Genomic DNA, 17,560 nt, shown 5'->3' with positions numbered 1-17,560 from the left:
GCTACTTCGTGGAGAGCTGCTTGACCTGATTCTCAAGCGAGGTCTTCAACTGGTCATAGTAGCCGAGCGTTGACTCCAGACGCGCGAACTTGAGGCGCAGCGTCCGTTCGAGAGTCGTGAGGCGTTTCGCTTCGTACTCGATCTTTTTGTCGAGGTTGTCGACGATGTCCTGATAGTTGCGTTCGAGAATGGCCAGCGGGCCGCTGGTGGAGCTGGTCAGCTCGTCGAGGGTGGAGACCATTTCAGCGGCCTTGCCCTGCTTGAGCCTGATCTCGCCGCTGTAGTTGCCCGCCGCAAGGTTGTTCACGGTGATGGCCAGACCGGCCTCGGGAAAGCCCGACTTGCCGGTGATGCTGGTGCCGCTGATGGAGGCCTCGTGTCCGTCGATGGTGGCGGAGGTGATGTTGCCCGCTCCGTCCACGGTGTATTCGATGTTGTAGGTCCCCGGATCGGTGTAGTTTTTGATGTGCGAGGAGTAGGAGAAATCGGGCGAGTTCGATTCGCCGAGGTAGTCCGCGCCGAAGAGCTTGGCCACGGCGTCGGAGTCCGCGGTGATGGCCTCGCGGAAGATGGATTCGTCGAAGAGGAGCATGCCGCGCGTGGGGGAGCCTTCCGTCGCGTCGGTGGTGATGCCGAGCTGGGACAGGGTGGAGACGGTGTCGTCGTCGTAGTCGAAGCCGACGCCCTTCTGCGCGGTGACGTTCTTGAGCTTGGACGAGATGATCTGGAGGCCGTAGTTGCCCTGCAGCAGTGCGCCCTGCTTCTTCACGTCGTCGAACTTGGTCATCTGGAGGATGGTGTTTCGCACCTCGTTGACCTTGTCCACAAAGGTGCGGACCTGTTCGATGATGGCTTCATCGTCGTTGGCGACGCCGATCTCGGTCGTTCCCGTGTCGAGGAAGTTCAGCGTCACGCCCTCGATGGCGTCGGAGGACGAGTTGGAGGCGATGGAAATCCACGTTGCCGCAGGCCAGCCGTCCACGCGGAACTCGGCGTTCTGCGCGGCCTGAATCTCACTGAAGTCTGCGGATTCGAAGCCGGTGAGCGTGGTCGTGGAGAGGATGGTGACCTTGTTGTCCTGCCCGAGGTCGAGCCCCTTGAGTTGGAGGTAGTAGCTCGATCCGTCGTGGAGGATGCTCGCGCGCACGCCGGGGTTGTTGGCGTCCTTGTTGATGAGGTCGCGCAGGCCCTCAAGCGTCGTGCCGTTGGGCACGTTGAGGGTCATGGTGTCGGTGGTGGCCGCGTCGATGGGTTCGGTGGTGTCCGGACCGTAGGCGAAGGAGAAGACCAGCGCGCCGCCCGAGGAGTTCACGGCGTCCGTCTTGGCGGCGAAGGCGGTGGTTCCCGCCTCCACCTCGACCTTGGCGAGCTGGTTGACCTCGATGGTGTGCGTGCCTTCCGTGGCCTCGCTATTGGCGGTGGCCGACAGGACGGCGCTGTTGCCCACGGTGACGCTCTTTTTCAGGAATTCGTCCATGGTGTCCATGGAACTCATGTGCGACTTGAGCGTCAAGAGGTCGGTGTTGAGCACCTGGAAGTATTCCTGCTTCTTGACCCAATCGGCCTTCCAGACTTCAAGGCGGTTCTTGTGGAAGCTCTCTGCCTTGACGGTGGCCTGAATGATGGAGTCGAAGTCGGTGCCGTTGCCAAGCCCGGTGAAGTGAATCGCTCCGGATGATGTGAAGTCCTCTGCCATCGGATTGCCTCGCGGGAAAAAATTGCCGGAAATGGTCCTCTCCGCCGTGGATGATGCAATCGCGATGCCATTTTGGCAAGCATGTCGGGCCGTGCGCCTCGCGCACGGCCCGATCCGTTTTGTTCTCGATGCGACTCCCGGAGCCGGTCAGGATTAGCCGCCGAGGAGCTGCATGGCCAGTCTGGGCAGGGAGTTGGCCTGCGCGAGCATGGCCACCGCCGCCTGCGACAGAATCTGCTGCCGCACGAATTCGGTCATTTCGAGGGCGACGTCCACGTCCGAGATGCGGGACTCGGAGGCCTGCAGGTTCTCCGCCTGAATCTGGAGGTTGGAGATGGTGTTCTGCAACCTGTTCTGCAGTGCGCCGAGCTTTGCGCGGATGTTGTCCTTGGACACGATGGCTTCGTTGATGCCCACGAGGGCGTTCTGCGCCGCGGACTGTGTGGAGATGCTGTAGCCCTTGTCCGTGGTGTCCGCCTGATTGCCGAGACCGAGTGCGGATGCCGTAGCCGTGTCGATCTTGATGTAGTAGTAGTCTTCCGCGCTGTCGTTTTCAGTACCGAAGTGGACCTTCATCTGGCCGGTGCTCGTCAGGCCTGTGCCGTCGTGCGTTCCGGACAGGTTGCCGTTGAGCAGATGGATGCCGTTGAAGTCCGTTGCGTTTGCGATACGGGTGATTTCCGACGCCATGGCCTGATATTCGGAGTCGATGATCAGGCGCTGGTCCGAGTTGTATGTGCCGGTGGCAGCCTGTTCGGCCAGTTCCTTCATGCGGATCAGCTTTTCGTCGATGACGGCGAGCGCGCCGTCGGCCGTCTGGATGAGGGAAATGGCATCGTTGGCGTTTCGCACGCCCTGGTTGAGCGACGCGATGTCTGCGCGCATGAGTTCGCGGACGGCCAGTCCGGCCGCGTCGTCCGCCGCGTTGCCGATGCGAAGGCCCGAGGACAGACGTCTGGTTGAGATGCTCAGAGCACCGAAGGATGTGCTCAGATTTCGGGCGGCGTTCATCGCCATGAGGTTATGATTGATAACCAGAGACATGTTACTTTCCTCCTTGAAAGTGTGTGTCCGTACCCTTGTCGTTGGCGTCCTTGCCATTATGTGGTGGGCTGAATGCCCGGGGTCGTGTTCCGGGTCACCTCCTTGAGGCCTGTGTAGTGCAGTTTGTTTGCATGTTGTATCGACGGTGAATGCATCAAACTTTAGACTGCAACGCTGGCTGGATGCTGCGCCGTGTGTAATGTGTAGATAATGCGAAAGGTTGTACTCTTTAAAAAGTACTGATTGTGAATTTGATGTTTAAATTTGTGTGTTTGCTTTGCTGGTCGTGTTTATTTTATTGATTTTGCATCGAAAATGGCGGCTGTAAGATGGAAACAAAAAGCGCCGCAGTGCATGCACTGCGGCGCTTTCATCAACGATGTCGGGAGAATGCCGTCAACTTTCCGTGGGTTGGCAATCCGGGCTTTTGACGCTGGTCGTGGCTTCCATGAGGCGTCGGGCCGCGTCGTCCGGGTCGAGCCCGCGTCCGGCGGCGATGGTGCGCAGGTTGTCCTCCGCGTCCGAGGCCCGCAGGTAGAGCGGCTCGATGGGCGCAAGGGTGAAGTCCGCCGCGCATGCCGCCTCGGCCAGCACCTCGGGCGAGAGGTGGTTGAAGCGCACGGGAAGGATGATGGCGTCGCCCGCGTGCTCCGCGAAGAATTCCCCGTTGCGGTCGATGCCGCTACCGAGGATGTGCAGCGGGCGGGGCAGGGCGTCCAGCGCGCGCTGTGCGTCTTCGAGGGAGAGCGCCACAGCCGGAGCCAGCGCGGTGAGATCGTGAGCGCAAAAGGCCTGCATGTAGACCTGCCGGGTGCGCGAGTGCGTGATGACGGCCACCGTGCCGGAGACGAGCGGTGCCGGACCGGCCGCCAGAAGGGGCAGGTAGTCAAGCCCTGCGGTGGGAATCTGCGCCGCGCGCGACATCCCGAGGGCCGTCGCCAGAATCATGCGCAGTCCGGTGAAGCTGCCCGGTCCGCGGACGCAGGCCACGCCGGAGAGATTGCGGGGGGTGAGGTCCATGCCGTCGAGAAGCGCCTTGAGCGCCGGGGCGAGGAACTGCATGGCGCGGCCGGGGACCGTCCATGCCTGTGCCGCGCCGACCATGCCGTCCTGCGCGAGGACAAGCTGGAGCCTGTCCTCCGTGCCGTCGAGGATGAGGACCGGTTCGTCGAACCGGGGTGCTGCCTTTGGTTTACCCATGATGCCTATGCTACATCGCCGAGTTGAAGAAGAGGCGGTAGATGTCGTTGTAGGTGGCAAGGGCCATCAGCGCGATGAGCAGGAAGATGCCGATGCGCGTGGTGAGGGCCTGCCAGTGTTCGGGAACGGGCCTGCGGAAGATCATTTCGAGGGACAGGAACAGGATGTGCCCGCCGTCGAGGACCGGGATGGGGAACAGGTTGAGCAGGCCGAGGTTCACGCTGATGATGGCGGTGAGGAACAGGACTTCGAGGAAGCCGCGCTGCGCCTGCTGGTTCACCATCTGGGCGATCATGATGGGGCCGCCGACGGTGTCCAGCGGGACGACGCGCTCGATGAGCTTGCCGATGCCGCGCATGGTCAGCTCAATGACTTCCCACGTCTGGTTCGCGCCTTCCACCAGCGCCATTCCCGTCCCGAGGGGGATGGTGACGGTGTCGCCCGAGGAGCTGACGCCGACCATGGGCGTGGTGATGGTTTCGCCGAAGATGTTCTTGCGCTCCATGAGCCGGGGAACGACGTTCAGCTCAAGGGACTGATCGCCACGGCGCACGGTGAAGGCGAGGGAGCGGCCCTCGCTGGTGCGGATGGCCTCGGCCATTTCGCGCCAGTAGGCGATGGGCTGGCCGTCCACGGCGGTGACCATGTCGCCCGCCTCGATGCCGGCCACGGCTGCGGAGCTTTCCGCCTGCACGCCACCGATGGAGGGCGTCAGCTCCACCAGCCCGGTGGACATGAAGATGCCGGAGTAGATGGCCCACGCCAGAATGAAGTTGAATACCGGACCTGCGGCGACCACGAGCATGCGGTGCAGCGGCGGGCGATGCGCGAAGCTCTCCGTCTTGGTGAAGCCTTCGGGCAGTTCCTCGTCGAGGTTGTCGCCGAGAAGCTGCACGTAGCCGCCGAGCGGAATGGCCGAGAGCTGGTAGCGCGTGTGGTTGCGTGTGAAGGAGAAGATTTTCGGTCCGAAGCCGAGGGAGAAGGTCCGCACGCCAATGCCGAGCACGCGGGCGGCGAGGAAGTGACCGAGTTCGTGGAAGAAGATGAGCGCCCCGAGGACGAGAATGATCGCGATTGGTCCTTGCATGTTGCTGTGGCCTCGGCGCGTGCGCGAAGCGCTTCGCCGGTTGGGGTGAAGAGGCGGCCGGGTGCGGCCCGTCCCCTAGGCGGGGAGGCGGCTGCGCACGGCGGCCCGGGTTTCCCGGTCGAGATGGAGGATGGCTTCGAGGCTTTGGACGTCCGCGCCGCGGTGGGCGTCGAGCGCCTGCCGGATGATGGCCGGGATGTCCAGAAAGCCGATGCGTCCGTCCAGAAAGAGTTCCACCGCAACCTCGTTGGCTGCGTTGAGCACCACCGGGTGGCTGGGGCCAGCCTTGAGAGCGTCGTAGGCGTAGCCCAGACAAGGAAATATATTTAACGCAGGTGCCTCGAAGGTCAAGTGTCCAGCCTTGACCAGATCGAGCGGCTCAAGCGAAAGGGCCAGCCTGTCCGGCCAGCCCAGCGCGTAGGCGATGGGGATCATCATGGTGGTGGGGCCCATGTGGGCCAGCATGGAGCGGTCCTCGTACTCCACGAGGGAGTGGACCACGCTCTGCGGATGCACGACCACGTCTATGCTTTCGAGGGGCAGGCCGAAGAGGTGGTAGGCCTCGATGACCTCCAGCCCCTTGTTCATGAGCGTCGCCGAGTCGATGCTGATCTTCGCGCCCATGGACCAGTTGGGATGCGCCAGGGCCTGCTCGCGCGTCACGCTGCGCAGTTCGTCGAGGCTTTTGCCCCTGAATGGACCGCCGGACGCGGTGAGCACGAGGCGGCGGATGTCGCGCGGGTTGTGGCCGCACATGCCCTGAAACAGGGCGTTGTGCTCGGAGTCCACGGGCAGGATCACGGCACCGGTCTCATGGCAGACTGTGCGGAAGAGGTGTCCGGCGAGGACGAGGGCTTCCTTGTTGGCCAGCGCGATGGTCTTGCCGGCGCGGGCGGCGGCGAGCGCCGGGGGCAGCCCGGCAGCGCCGACCTGCGCGGCGAGGATGATGTCCGCCTCGGGCATGGTGGCCAGATCCACATAGGCCTGCGGGCCCACGAGGATGGCCGGGGTGTAGCCGCCGGGGAGCAGGGCGCGCAGTTCGTCGGCCGTTTCGTCGTTTAGCACGGCGAGGAACGGGGGACGCAGGCGCGTGGCCTGTTCGGCCAGCAGGCGTGCGTTTCGCGCACCGGCCAGCGCCAGCACGTCGAACTTTCCGGGGTGCTCGGCCAGCACCTTGAGGGTGCTCACGCCGATGGACCCTGTGCTGCCGAGGATCACCAGTCTCCGGGATTCGCCGGAGTGGGGAACGAGAGGGGAAATGTAGCTCATGATCGAGTCTCGAAACGTTGACCGACGTGGGCGGCGCGACGCACGTGCCGTTCGCGCTGGGGGTTATCTGAAAAAGTGGAAGACGGCATCGAGTCCCGCGTAGGTCGCCACGGCCAGAAGCAGGCTGTCGATGCGGTCCAGCACGCCGCCATGACCGGGCAGGAGCGTGCCGGAGTCCTTGACGGACTGCCTGCGCTTGAGGGCGGATTCGATGAAGTCGCCGAACTGCGAGGAAATGTTGAGGCCCATGCCCAGAAGCGCCCACATCCACCACGGACGGCCTGCGCCCGCACCGGCGAGCATGTATTCATCCACCCCGCCAGCGATGAGGCACACGAGCACGGAAGCGGTCATGCCGCCGATGCTACCGGCCCACGTCTTCTTGGGGCTGATGACGGGCCAGATCTTGGGCCCGCCGACGAGGCTTCCCGCATAGAACGCGCCGGTGTCGGCGGCCATGACCGCCGCGAGCACGACCACGATCTCCACGCGCAGGAAGCTGAAGAAGAACTGGAGCATGACCGGGACGTACATGAGACCGGTCACCAGCACGGAGGCGAGACCGAAGGAGTTCGCCTCCGTCTGTTCCTCGGGATGGCGCGAGAAGCGCAGCAGGAAGGCGAGGCTGGATACCCAGAACGCGCCGATGAGCGCAGCCAGGATGAGACCGTAGTGACCGGTCTTGCCCGCCCAGAGAATGAGCACGCCAAGCGCAGCGCCAGACAGCCGCAGCCAGGTGTGGCGGGCGTCCTTCCAGAACATGCCGTAGAATTCCCACAGGCCGACCGTGGCGATGGCCGCGAGCGCCGCGAATTCGAACCAGCCGCGTGCGGCGATGGCTCCGGCGAGGATGGGGAGAAGGATGACGGCCGTGAGGATTCGTTTCTTGTGAGAGCTGTTCATGGTGGTGATGTGGCCGCTGGCGCGGTCTGGGTTAGGATTCGTCCCCGGCGGGGGCTCTGTCGTGTTGGGCATCCTCGCCAGTGGCACCGAAGCGGCGGGCGCGCGTGGCGAAGGCCGCCAGCGCCTTGTGCAGTTCGTCCGTTCCGAAGTCGGGCCAGTAGGTGTCCGTGAAGTAGAATTCCGAGTATGCCGCCTGCCATAGCAGAAAATTCGAGAGCCGCAGTTCGCCGCTGGTGCGGATGATGAGGTCCGGATCGGGTTGACCGGCGGTGTAGAGCTCGGCGGCGAAGGCGTCCTCGGTGATGGCGCTGGGCGCTAGGCCCTTCGCGGCGAGGGCGCGGCAGGCACGGAGGATTTCGTCACGCCCGGAATAATTGAGCGCGAGATTGAGGGTCATCCTGTTGCCCTTGGCGGACCGATCCACAGCCATCTTGATGGCCTGTCTGGTGGTCAGCGGCAGTTCGGAAAGCTCGCCGAGGATGCGCAGGCGGATGCCCTGCTCGATGAGTGATGGCATCTCGCGCTTCATGAAGCGCACGAGCAGATCGAAGAGGAAGGCGACCTCGTCCTTGGGGCGGGCCCAGTTCTCGCGGGAGAACGTGTACAGCGTGACGTGCTCGATGCCGAGGGTGCGGCATTCGCTGACCAGCGTCTTGGCGGCTTCGGTTCCGGCCTTGTGGCCGTCGCTTCGCGAGAGGCCGCGGGCCTTGGCCCACCGGCCATTGCCGTCCATGATGACCGCGAGATGTCGGGGCAGGGTGTCGAACGTCGGTGTCATGCTCCGCAGATGCCTTTTGGGGAGGGTTTCGGAAACGGAAAATCCTGCCGCACCCAGCCGGGTGCGGCAGGACGGAACTGTTTCCGCAGGGGAGGCCTAGATCTCCATGATCTCGGCTTCCTTCTTCTTGAGGGCCTTTTCGGTTTCCTCAACCATGGAGTTGGTGATCTTCTGGATCTCGTCCTGGCCCTTGCGCAGGTCATCCTCGGTGATGGTCTTGTCCTTTTCCATCTTCTTGAGTGCCTCGTTGGCATCGCGACGGATGTTGCGCACGGCGACCTTGCATTCCTCGGTGTACTTCTTGGCGACCTTGGCGAGGTCCTTGCGGCGTTCCTCCGTGAGCGGGGGAATGGCGATGCGCAGGAGCTTGCCGTCGTTCACCGGGTTCAGGCCGAGGTCGGAGGACATGATCGCCTTCTCGATGGGGCCGAAGGCTCCACGATCCCAGGGCTGGATGGTGATGGAGCGGCTGTCCGGCACGGCGACCGAAGCGATCTGCTTGATGGGCGTGGGCGTGCCGTAGTAGTCCACGAGGACGTCGTCCACGAGGCTCGTCGACGCACGTCCGGTGCGCAGTCTTGCAAACTCCTTGTCCAGGCTGGCCAAGGCCTTCTTCATTCTGTCCCGACAGTCATCCATCACGGACTTCATGGTTCATTCTCCTCCTTCGACGATGGTTCCGATATTTTCGCCGCAGACGACTTTCTTGATGTTTCCGGTCTCGAAGAGGTTGAATACGACGATGGGGAGGTTGTTGTCCATGGCCAGAGAGATGGCGGTGGAATCCATGACCCCGAGGCGTCGGTTCAGCACTTCGATGTAGCTCAGGCGCGGGAACAGCTGGGCATCCTCATGCACCATGGGGTCCTTGTCGTAGACACCGTCCACCTTGGTTGCCTTGAGGATTGCCTGCGTGTGCAGTTCCGCCGCCCGAAGCGCCGCTGCGGTATCGGTCGTGAAATACGGGTTGCCGGTTCCTGCGGCGCAGATGACGACGCGGCCCTTCTCGAGGTGCCGGATGGCCCGACGCCTGATGTACGGCTCGGAAACCTCCTGCATGGAGATGGCGCTCATCACCCGGGTCTGCACGCCTTCCTTTTCCAGTCCGTCCTGCACAGCCAATGCGTTCATCACGGTGGCCAGCATGCCCATGTAGTCACCCTGGGCACGGTCCATGCCTTTTGCGCTGGCCGCCATGCCACGGAAGATGTTACCGCCGCCGATGACGAGGGCGACCTGCACTCCCAGCCGGGAGACTTCCGCAATTTCGCGACAGAATGCGCTGACGGTTTCGGGGTCTATACCGAAATTTTTCTTTCCCGCCAATGCCTCGCCGCTGAGCTTCAGCAGCACCCTCTGGAACCGCAACTCACTCATTTTTAACACCTTCCGGGCTTTTGTTGTTGATTTGCGCGGGCGTACAAGAGTGCGCCCGCGCAAAAGATTGGGAAAAAAAGGCCAAAAAAAACGGGCCTTGCGGCCCGTTTGTGGGAGCGTCTACTCTTCGTCTTTGACGTCGTCGCCCAACGCGATGCGGGCGAAGCGTCCAATCTGTATGTTCTCGCCGAGAACGGCGATGAGCTCGTTGAGCAGATCCTTGATGGTGCGCTTGTCGTCCTTCACGAAAGGCTGCTCAAGCAGGCAAACTTCCTTGTAGTACTTCTGCACGCGGCCATCGACGATCTTCTCGGCGATGTGCTCGGGCTTGCCCTCTTCCATGGCCTGGTGCTTGTAGATCTCACGCTCCTTGGCGAGCATGTCCTGGGGCACCTCTTCGGAGGAAACGCACACGGGGTTCATGGCAGCGATCTGCATGGCCACGTCCTTGGCAAATTCCTGGAAGCGCTCGGCCTTGGCGACGAAGTCGGTCTCGCACTTGATCTCGACCATGACGCCGAGCTTGCCGTTGGAGTGGATGTAGGAGCCGATGAAACCCTCGGAGGTGGCGCGACCAGCCTTCTTCTGGGCCTTGGCAAGACCCTTCTCGCGCAGCCAAGCGACAGCCTTTTCGGTGTCGCCGTTGCACTCGGAGAGAGCCTTCTTGCAGTCCATCATGCCTGCGCCAGTCATCTCGCGCAGGTCCTTAACCATAGAAGCGGTGATAGCCATCGTTACTTCTCCTCTGCGGATTCTTCAGCGTCCTCGACCTTGGCGGCCGCAGTCTTGTCCTCTTCCTTGGCGTTATCGGCGGCCTTGGCCATCTGGACTTCCTCCTGACGGGCGGCGCCTTCGAGGCAGGCGTCGGCGATGGCGGCGGCAAACAGCTTGATGGCGCGGATGGCGTCGTCGTTGCCGGGGATGACGAAGTCGATCATGTCAGGATTGCAGTTGGAGTCGCACACGGCCACGATCGGGATACCGAGCTTGCGGCACTCGCGAACGGCGATCTCTTCGCGCTTGGGGTCGATGATGAAGGCCACGGCGGGCACGGACTCCATGTCCTTGATGCCGCCGAGGGAGAGGTTCAGCTTCTCGACCTCGCGGGTCATGCCCACGATCTCGCGCTTGGGGAACTTGTTGATGGTGCCGTCCTCGAACATGCCCTCGATCTTCTTCAGGCGCTCGATGCTGTGACGGATGGTCTGGAAGTTGGTCAGGGTGCCACCGGGCCAACGGTTGGTCATGTAGTTCTGACCAGCGCGGTTGGCTTCCTGGGTCATGGCTTCCTGGGCCTGACGCTTGGTGCCGATGAAGAGCACCTTGCCGCCATTGGCGACGGCGTCAGCGATGAAATCGTGGGCCTTCTGGAACAGACGGACGGTCTGCTGCAGGTCCATGATATGGATGCCGTTGCGAGCGCCGAAGATGTAGGGACGCATCTTGGGGTTCCAACGACGGGTCTGGTGACCGAAATGGACGCCGGTCTCCAGCATCTGCTTCATGTTCACGTAAGCCATGGATAATTCCTCCTGGGGGTTGTTTTCCTCCATCCCGGTTGCATAACGTCCAGAACCCGTCCACATGGACGGGCACCCACGGGCGTATCCGGGATGTGCGGGATTGAAATCGCGGCGTTGTACGCGAAATGCAGCTCTTTGGCAAGCCCAAAGAAAGCCTTTCGCCGCCGGATTCGTTTACTGCACGGGGGCGGAAGATGTGTCGTGCCCGGCGTGCGTGTCGGTCGCAAGTGCCTTGATGGAATTTTCGAGCGTCCCGATTCCGGCGATGTTCACCTCGATCAGGTCGCCATTGGCGATGGCGGTTTCCATCCCCGTCGAACCGATGAGTACCACGTCGCCGGGTTGCAGGGTCATGATGCGCGAGATGCGGCTTATGGCCTCGAATGGGGAGAGGGCCAACTCGTCGAGCCGCATGTCGCAGCGCGGTTCGCCGTTGACGCTCGTGGTGACCACGAGTTCCTCCGGCATGTCGATATCCGTTTCGAGAAACGGACCGATGGGTGCGAATGTATCGAATCCGCCCGCCGCCGTCGAGCCGGGAGCCGACAGGCCGGGGACCGTGGCGGAAATGTCGTTGGCGCATGTGAAGCCGAAGATGAGCTTGCGGACGTCCGCGGGGGTTGTTTCCCTACACTGATGCCCCATGAGGACGGCGAGGCATGCGCTGGAACTCGCATCCGTGGTTCCTGCGGGCAACAGGACGCTCTGCGACGTGCTGATGATGCACGACGGCGGCTTGAGGCTGATGTCGGGCGTGCGCGATCCGCCGGGTGAGCAGTCGATGCGCACGATCTTCGACGGCACGGCCAACTGGAGCAGTCGGGCCTGCTCCGGAGGAATTATCCCGCCCGTTCCGCGCGTCCTGTCGAGGGACATGAGGCCCTCCTCGGTGACGCGGGCATAGAACGAGGTTCCGTAGTGTTCGATTCTGATTATGCGCATGCTTCCGCCTTGGCTGGAGGTGACGGGCCGCATGGGCCGCAGATGCATACAGCTATATACCAGCCCGGGGGGAGCGTGTCTAATCCGTTGGAAGAAATATGCGTCACCCTTGCGCCTTGACAAAGCCCTCGGCGCGGCTCTAGAGTCCACGCATGAACAACACGCACGAAATCCTCGCAGCTTCCTACAGCTATTATTATTCCGCAGGCAGGGCCTGGGGGGGCTGGTGCGTTGCGCGCTAGGGCGCGCGAATACCGCTGAAACCCGAGAGGCCGTTGGATACCATCCAGCGGCCTCTTTTTTTTGTGTCATTTTGCATATATGGGAGTCCGCAGGAGGAACGCCATGCACATCGGAAAAGCCATTCGCTTCGAACGCATATTCAACCGCAACACCGGCCGCGCCATCATCGTCCCGCTGGACCATGGCACCACCATCGGCCCGGTGGACGGCCTCATCGACATGCGCGAGACCCTCTCGCACATCGCCTCGGGCGGAGCCAACGCCGTGCTTATGCACAAGGGCCTCGTGCCCTGTGGCCATCGCCAGCAGGGACCGGATATCGGCCTCATCGTGCATCTTTCGGCCAGCACGTCCCTGTCGCCCTTTCCCAACGCCAAAACGCTGACCGGAACCGTGGAGGACGCCATCCGCCTCGGTGCCGACGCCGTGAGCGTGCACGTGAACCTCGGCGACGAAACCGAGCGTGAGATGCTGGCCGACCTCGGCCGTACCGCAGCCCGCGCGGCGGAGTGGGGCATGCCCATTCTCGCCATGATCTACGCCCGTGGTCCCAAGATCAAAAACGAGTTTGATCCCGATGTCGTGGCGCACTGTGCCCGCGTGGGTATGGAGCTTGGCGCTGACGTGGTCAAGGTGCCCTACACCGGCAGCGTGGAGAGCTTCCGCCGTGTCGTGGCCGGGGCGTGCGTGCCCGTGGTCATCGCTGGCGGTCCCAAGATGGACAGCCCGCGCGAACTGCTCCAGATGGTCTCCGACTCCCTTGAGGCGGGCGGCAGCGGCCTGTCCATCGGTCGCAACATCTTTCAGGCGGACGACACGTTCAACATGGTTCGCGCCCTTCACGGGCTCGTCCACAAGGGTTGGGACGTGGACGACGCGGTTTCCGTGGCGCAGGGCGTCTAGCTCCTGTGTCCAAATGAACAGGCCCGCCGTGGTGAGATTCCATGGCGGGCCTGTCCGTTTTCGCCCTTGCGGGCATCTCCTCTCTCCTGCCTACGAAAAATCGAGAGACATCCTTCCTTCGCCGCGAACGGGGCCACGGTGGTAGGCGCGCAGCGTATAGCGCAGCACCATCCACGCATCGGCCAGCGCGTCGGGAATGAAGGACGGAACCGACGGGACGCCGGTCCGCCGCTGCCGTGACGGCATGCGGGCGGGGTCGCCAAGTATCCGCTTCAGGGTGCGCTCGGCGTCGTGGCTGCCGTTTTCGCGGGTCAGCGCCGCGACGATCTGCCGCGCGGCGTGCTCGGGGGCGTCCGTGAAGTGGCTGGCGCGGGCGATGGCTTCGTACACCTGGGCCTCGCTGCCGCAGAGCTCCATGGCCTGCGCGTAGGCGCGGCCAGCTCCGGTCCAGTCACCACGGCGGACCATGGCGAAGCCGAGGTCGAGGAAGGGATTCTCGGACTCCGGGTTGACCTTGAGCGTCTCCACGAAAACGGTTCTGGCCTCGCTGTAGCGCCCCATGCGCGAGTAGGCCGCAGCCGCCAGCCGCATGTACTTGCGGGCTTCCTTCTCGTTGCCCTTGCCCGCCCATGCCTTTCCAAGCCCCTCGTAGGCCTCGGCATAGAGCCTGTCGAGGGTGACTGCCCTTCGGAAATCCACGATGGCCCCGTCCCAGTCCCTGCGCGCCAGTCGCATGCATCCGCGTTCGTAGAAATCTTCCGGCCTGCCCGCGTCGTTTACGACTTCCTCGAATCTGGCGATGGCCCGATCCAGCTCGCCGTCATCCGCCTGTCGCTGTGCCCGAGCCAGCGCGGCCCGGCGTGCTGCGCTGGGGGCGCTGCCGCGGCGGACGTTGTCGAGTTGCGTCTGGAAGGACTGCATGGAGTAGGGGCGTAGCAGGTAGCCCGCGCATCCTGCGGCGATGGCGTCGAGCACGGCCTCCTCGCGGGCGTCGGCGCTGACCATGAGTACGGGGATGTCGGCCAGTGACGGGTGTGCCTGCATGCTGGCCACGAAGGAAAGTCCGCTTGTGCCCTCAAGTTTCTCGTCGCACATGACGATAGTGGGCACCTGCGTCTGCATATGCTCCAAAGCCCCCGCCGCGTCGGCAAAAATTGCCACCTGACGCACGCCACAGCGGCGCAGAAAGTCCGCGTCCATGCGGGCATGGGCCATGGACGCCGCAAGGATGACGGCGCTGGCGGTTTCGTGACGGTCTTCGGTGTGCTGTGTGCTTCTGGTCATGATGTTTCTCCGGGATGCAACTGCTTCATCGGCAGAAATGTCCCGCGCTTTAGCCCCGTTGGCGGGATGGGCATGTCTCGGAATTTTTATGATTATTTCTAACACTCCGTTATCGTTGATGTATCTGTGTCAGTAGAAAATGAGGCGGCACGGAAATTGAATGATGACCGACGGATAGACCCGCAAGGGCGAGAGGGAAGACGGAGGAAGGATGAAACACAGGAAGTGCTGCCGCTGCAGGCATGAACTCGGCGAATGGGATATCTATGTCAACGGCCCGCGAGGCCCCGTGTGTGGGGACTGCATCGTGGAGGAGGGACTGAGCGTGTGTCGGCCCGAGGATAAACGACGTAATGTCGTATGGCTGACGCGTAAGCCCGTCCCTATCGACGAGGCCTTGCAGGGGTGGGGCAAGTAGTGTCCAGGTCGGGCGAATCGCGAATGTCGCCCATCGGACAGGTGCGGAAACTCCAGTGGGTTTTCGCACCTGCTCTTTTTTTGTGGATTCGCCGGGTTGGTTGCGATTGGTGGAAAAATGGGCGAAATGGGGCTTTCCAAGAACTTTACAATTGCGTTACGGATTGTGCCCGGATGACAAACCGGAACCATCGCCCATTGGGCGGAGGCTTTGACAGATGTCCGGCTGTTGCGATGCGCCGGATCAATACATTGGTATTGGGGGAACACAATGAGAGGGAAGAGTATCTTGGGCTCGGCGGTGCTCGCCGTGCTGTGTGCCGTGTCGCTGGCCTCGGCCGAGGGGTATGTGGGGTCCAAGGCCTGTGGCGAGTGTCATGAGGCGGAATACGCCCGCTTTCAGAAGCATTCGAAGAAGGCGCATTCGTGGGAGAGCGTGAAGGTGATGGCCTCTGATCTCACGCAGAAGGAACTGGCCAACTGCTACGAGTGTCATACCACCGGCTACGGCAAGGGGGGCTTCCGGAGCTACGAGTCGACGCCGGAGCTTGCCGATGTGGGCTGCGAGACCTGCCACGGCGCGGGCGCTGCCCATGCCGATGGCGGCGATCCGTCGCTCATCCGCCGGGTGCCGGAAGTGGAGCAGTGTCAGGTCTGCCACAACGCAGAACGTGTGCAGGATTTCGACTTCAAGCCGCTGATTCACAGCGGGGCGCATTAGGAGGTCTGCCATGTTCGGATATTTCAGACATCGTCTCGGCGCGAAGGTAACTCTGCTCGTCTTTTGCGTGAGCTTCGTCGTGTTCGCCGTGCTGGCGAGCGTGAGCGCCCGCTGGCAGAAGGCCGACTTCACCACCAATCTCGCGGAGTCCGTGGGGCAGACTGCGGAGCTGTTCCACCACGCCATCGCCAAGCCCATGATCGTGGGCGACGACAAGGGTACCCGTGCCCAGTTCTCCTTCATCCGCGACAACTATCCCGACGTCTCCGTCCACATCACGAACTTTCGCGGCAACGTGACCTACAGCACGCGCACAGCGGATGAACGCAAGGATATGGCGCAGGTCTTCGACAACGAGGACATTCTTTCGCTCACCTCCGGGCTGCTTGGACGTGAAGGGGAGGTCGGAAGGCTCGTCGAGGACGACGGACGCCACCTCTACGTGCACGCCACAGCCATTCCCAACGAGCGGTCCTGTCACCACTGCCACGGCGCTTCGCAGAAGATTCTCGGCGAGATGGTTCTCGTGCAGGACGTGACGCCCGCCATGGTGGCCCTCGATTCCCAGCTTGTGGAGTTCGTGGGGCTGTGTGCCGTGGGCATGCTGGTGCTGGTCCTGACCGTGGTGCTGTTCCTGCGGCGGCAGGTGGTGCGCAATGTGCGGGCCATCGCCGATGCCTCGAACCGCATCAGCGCCGGTGACCTCAACGCCGAGTTCCGCGTGAGCACCAGTGACGAACTGGGGCAGATGGCCGACAATCTGGCCGAAATGGTCGGCAAGCTCAAGACACAGCTCGGCTTCTCGCAGGGCGTGCTCGAAGGCATCACCATGCCTTGTGCGATCATCGGGCCGGACAACCGCATTGTGCACGTCAACGCCGAGATCTGCCGCCTGCTGCGCAAGTCCGGTACGCCAGCCGATCACGTTGGCGCGGCCTCCGGGCAGTTCTTCTTCAACGATCCCAAACGCAAGACCGTTTCCGAGTCCGCTTTGGAAACCCGCAAGCAGGTTCGCAAGGAGATATCCTATCCCTTTACAGACGGCAGCGAGCTGATCATCGACATCACGTCCACGCCGTTCTTTGACATGGATGGGAAGCTCCTCGGCACGCTGGCCATCTGGTTCGACCTGACCGAGGTCCGCACGCAGGAGCGCCGCATTCGCGAGCAGCACCAGCGCATCGCCAACGCCGCCGTGGACGCGGAGCAGGTGTCATCGCAGGTCGCCGCCGCCTCCGAGGAGCTGGCCGCGCAGGTCGAGCAGTCCAACCGGGGTGCCGACGAACAGCAGCACCGCACCGCCGAAGTGGCCACGGCCATGGAGGAGATGAACGCCACGGTCATCGAGGTCGCCCGCAACGCAGGCAACGCCGCCGAACTTGCCGAGCGCGTCCGCAGGCGCGCCCATGAGGGCGACGAGGTCGTCACCGCCTCTGTGGAGATGGTCAACGTGGTTTCCGAGCAGGCGCAGGCGCTTCGCGGAAGCATGACCGAGCTTGGCGAGCGCGCCGACGGCGTGGGACAGGTCATCACCGTCATCGAGGACATTGCGGACCAGACCAACCTGCTGGCGCTCAACGCGGCCATCGAGGCCGCCCGCGCCGGTGACGCGGGCCGTGGTTTCGCGGTCGTCGCCGACGAGGTGCGCAAGCTGGCCGAGCGGACCATGGCCGCCACCCGCGAAGTGACCAGCTCCATCAAGACCATTCAGCAGAGCGCACAGCAGAACGTGCGTAGCACCGAGGCCGCCGTGGATGCCGTGGAGCGTAGCCGCGACATGGCCGCCCAGTCCGGCGCGGCGCTCAAGGACATTGTGTCCATGATCGAGCAGACGGCGGATCAGGTGCGGGCCATTGCCACTGCGGCGGAGCAGCAGTCCGCCACCAGCGAGCAGATCGCCCGTTCCACCGACGATATCAACAGGATCGCCGGAGAGACGTCATCCGCCATGGATGAGTCGTCGCGGGCTGTTGTGGAGCTTGCGGAACTTGCGCAAAGGTTGCAATCCGTTATAGAGCAAATGCAGTCCGAATGAGGGGAGTGACGTCTCGCGGCCTCGACTGCACATGAAGCATCAAGGGGGAGGTGGACCGGACTGGTTCGCTTCCCCCTTTTCTTCTTCCTTGGGGTGCGCGCATCATTGATACCGCAAGCATAGAGAGGGGTTCAAGCC

General features: G+C 62.9%; 17 protein-coding genes. 4 read left to right on the top strand and 13 right to left on the bottom strand.

Features of this window, described 5'->3' with window-relative positions; translation table 11 throughout:
- Position 1 precedes the first annotated feature (1 nt).
- From fliD to GGQ74_RS06205, 12 genes are all read right to left on the bottom strand, one after another.
- Entirely contained in the window at positions 2–1,696 is a 1,695-nt protein-coding gene (gene fliD / locus GGQ74_RS06260; protein WP_167940640.1) for a flagellar filament capping protein FliD, read from the bottom strand.
- A gap of 153 nt (positions 1,697–1,849) precedes the next feature.
- On the bottom strand, positions 1,850–2,740 hold the full coding sequence (locus GGQ74_RS06255) for a flagellin N-terminal helical domain-containing protein (protein ID WP_167940639.1): 891 nt from the start codon (positions 2,738–2,740) through the stop codon (positions 1,850–1,852).
- Between the two features lie 396 nt (positions 2,741–3,136).
- The gene (tsaB, locus tag GGQ74_RS06250; RefSeq protein WP_167940638.1) at positions 3,137–3,940 is read right to left on the bottom strand and encodes a tRNA (adenosine(37)-N6)-threonylcarbamoyltransferase complex dimerization subunit type 1 TsaB; all 804 of its coding nucleotides are present in this window, start codon (positions 3,938–3,940) and stop codon (positions 3,137–3,139) included.
- Positions 3,941–3,950: 10 nt separating this feature from the next.
- Complete coding sequence (rseP, locus tag GGQ74_RS06245) at positions 3,951–5,027, bottom strand: RIP metalloprotease RseP (RefSeq protein WP_167940637.1); 1,077 nt, start codon at positions 5,025–5,027, stop codon at positions 3,951–3,953.
- 75 nt (positions 5,028–5,102) lie between these two features.
- The gene (gene dxr, locus GGQ74_RS06240) at positions 5,103–6,296 is read right to left on the bottom strand and encodes a 1-deoxy-D-xylulose-5-phosphate reductoisomerase (protein ID WP_167940636.1); all 1,194 of its coding nucleotides are present in this window, start codon (positions 6,294–6,296) and stop codon (positions 5,103–5,105) included.
- 63 nt (positions 6,297–6,359) lie between these two features.
- Positions 6,360–7,271: a phosphatidate cytidylyltransferase gene (locus GGQ74_RS06235; protein ID WP_245168130.1), complete on the bottom strand. Its 912-nt coding sequence runs from the start codon at positions 7,269–7,271 to the stop codon at positions 6,360–6,362.
- Positions 7,231–7,977 (bottom strand): polyprenyl diphosphate synthase, encoded by a 747-nt coding sequence (gene uppS / locus GGQ74_RS06230; RefSeq protein ID WP_167940635.1) that lies wholly within the window; start codon positions 7,975–7,977, stop codon positions 7,231–7,233. Before uppS ends, GGQ74_RS06235 begins: the two co-directional genes overlap by 41 nt.
- Positions 7,978–8,073: 96 nt before the next feature.
- Positions 8,074–8,628 carry a ribosome recycling factor gene (gene frr / locus GGQ74_RS06225; protein ID WP_167940634.1) on the bottom strand — a complete coding sequence of 185 codons (555 nt, stop codon included), beginning with the start codon at positions 8,626–8,628 and terminating at the stop codon, positions 8,074–8,076.
- Positions 8,629–8,631: 3 nt separating this feature from the next.
- Complete coding sequence (gene pyrH, locus GGQ74_RS06220) at positions 8,632–9,354, bottom strand: UMP kinase (RefSeq protein WP_167940633.1); 723 nt, start codon at positions 9,352–9,354, stop codon at positions 8,632–8,634.
- 120 nt (positions 9,355–9,474) lie between these two features.
- On the bottom strand, positions 9,475–10,086 hold the full coding sequence (gene tsf, locus GGQ74_RS06215) for a translation elongation factor Ts (RefSeq protein WP_167940632.1): 612 nt from the start codon (positions 10,084–10,086) through the stop codon (positions 9,475–9,477).
- 2 nt (positions 10,087–10,088) lie between these two features.
- Positions 10,089–10,874: a 30S ribosomal protein S2 gene (gene rpsB / locus GGQ74_RS06210; protein WP_167940631.1), complete on the bottom strand. Its 786-nt coding sequence runs from the start codon at positions 10,872–10,874 to the stop codon at positions 10,089–10,091.
- 177 nt (positions 10,875–11,051) lie between these two features.
- Positions 11,052–11,819 (bottom strand): fumarylacetoacetate hydrolase family protein, encoded by a 768-nt coding sequence (locus tag GGQ74_RS06205; RefSeq protein ID WP_167940630.1) that lies wholly within the window; start codon positions 11,817–11,819, stop codon positions 11,052–11,054.
- Between the two features lie 345 nt (positions 11,820–12,164).
- Between GGQ74_RS06205 and GGQ74_RS06200 the strand changes: the two genes are divergently transcribed.
- Complete coding sequence (locus GGQ74_RS06200; RefSeq protein ID WP_167940629.1) at positions 12,165–12,965, top strand: 2-amino-3,7-dideoxy-D-threo-hept-6-ulosonate synthase; 801 nt, start codon at positions 12,165–12,167, stop codon at positions 12,963–12,965.
- A gap of 90 nt (positions 12,966–13,055) precedes the next feature.
- On the opposite strand, the gene GGQ74_RS06195 is transcribed toward GGQ74_RS06200, so the two are convergent.
- Positions 13,056–14,249 (bottom strand): response regulator, encoded by a 1,194-nt coding sequence (locus GGQ74_RS06195; RefSeq protein WP_167940628.1) that lies wholly within the window; start codon positions 14,247–14,249, stop codon positions 13,056–13,058.
- Between the two features lie 211 nt (positions 14,250–14,460).
- On the opposite strand from GGQ74_RS06195, the gene GGQ74_RS06190 reads away from it, so the two are divergent.
- From GGQ74_RS06190 to GGQ74_RS06180, 3 genes are all read left to right on the top strand, one after another.
- Entirely contained in the window at positions 14,461–14,667 is a 207-nt protein-coding gene (locus tag GGQ74_RS06190; RefSeq protein ID WP_167940627.1) for a hypothetical protein, read from the top strand.
- Between the two features lie 270 nt (positions 14,668–14,937).
- Positions 14,938–15,387 carry a cytochrome c family protein gene (locus GGQ74_RS06185; RefSeq protein WP_167940626.1) on the top strand — a complete coding sequence of 150 codons (450 nt, stop codon included), beginning with the start codon at positions 14,938–14,940 and terminating at the stop codon, positions 15,385–15,387.
- A gap of 10 nt (positions 15,388–15,397) precedes the next feature.
- Positions 15,398–17,422, top strand: a complete 2,025-nt coding sequence (locus GGQ74_RS06180) for a methyl-accepting chemotaxis protein (protein ID WP_167940625.1) — start codon at positions 15,398–15,400, stop codon at positions 17,420–17,422.
- Positions 17,423–17,560 lie beyond the last annotated feature (138 nt).

Origin of the sequence: Desulfobaculum xiamenense (assembly GCF_011927665.1) — a bacterium.
Lineage (GTDB): Bacteria > Desulfobacterota > Desulfovibrionia > Desulfovibrionales > Desulfovibrionaceae > Desulfobaculum > Desulfobaculum xiamenense.
Note: the sequence above shows the minus strand (reverse complement) of the source record. Positions and strands in the feature narration are given on the sequence as shown.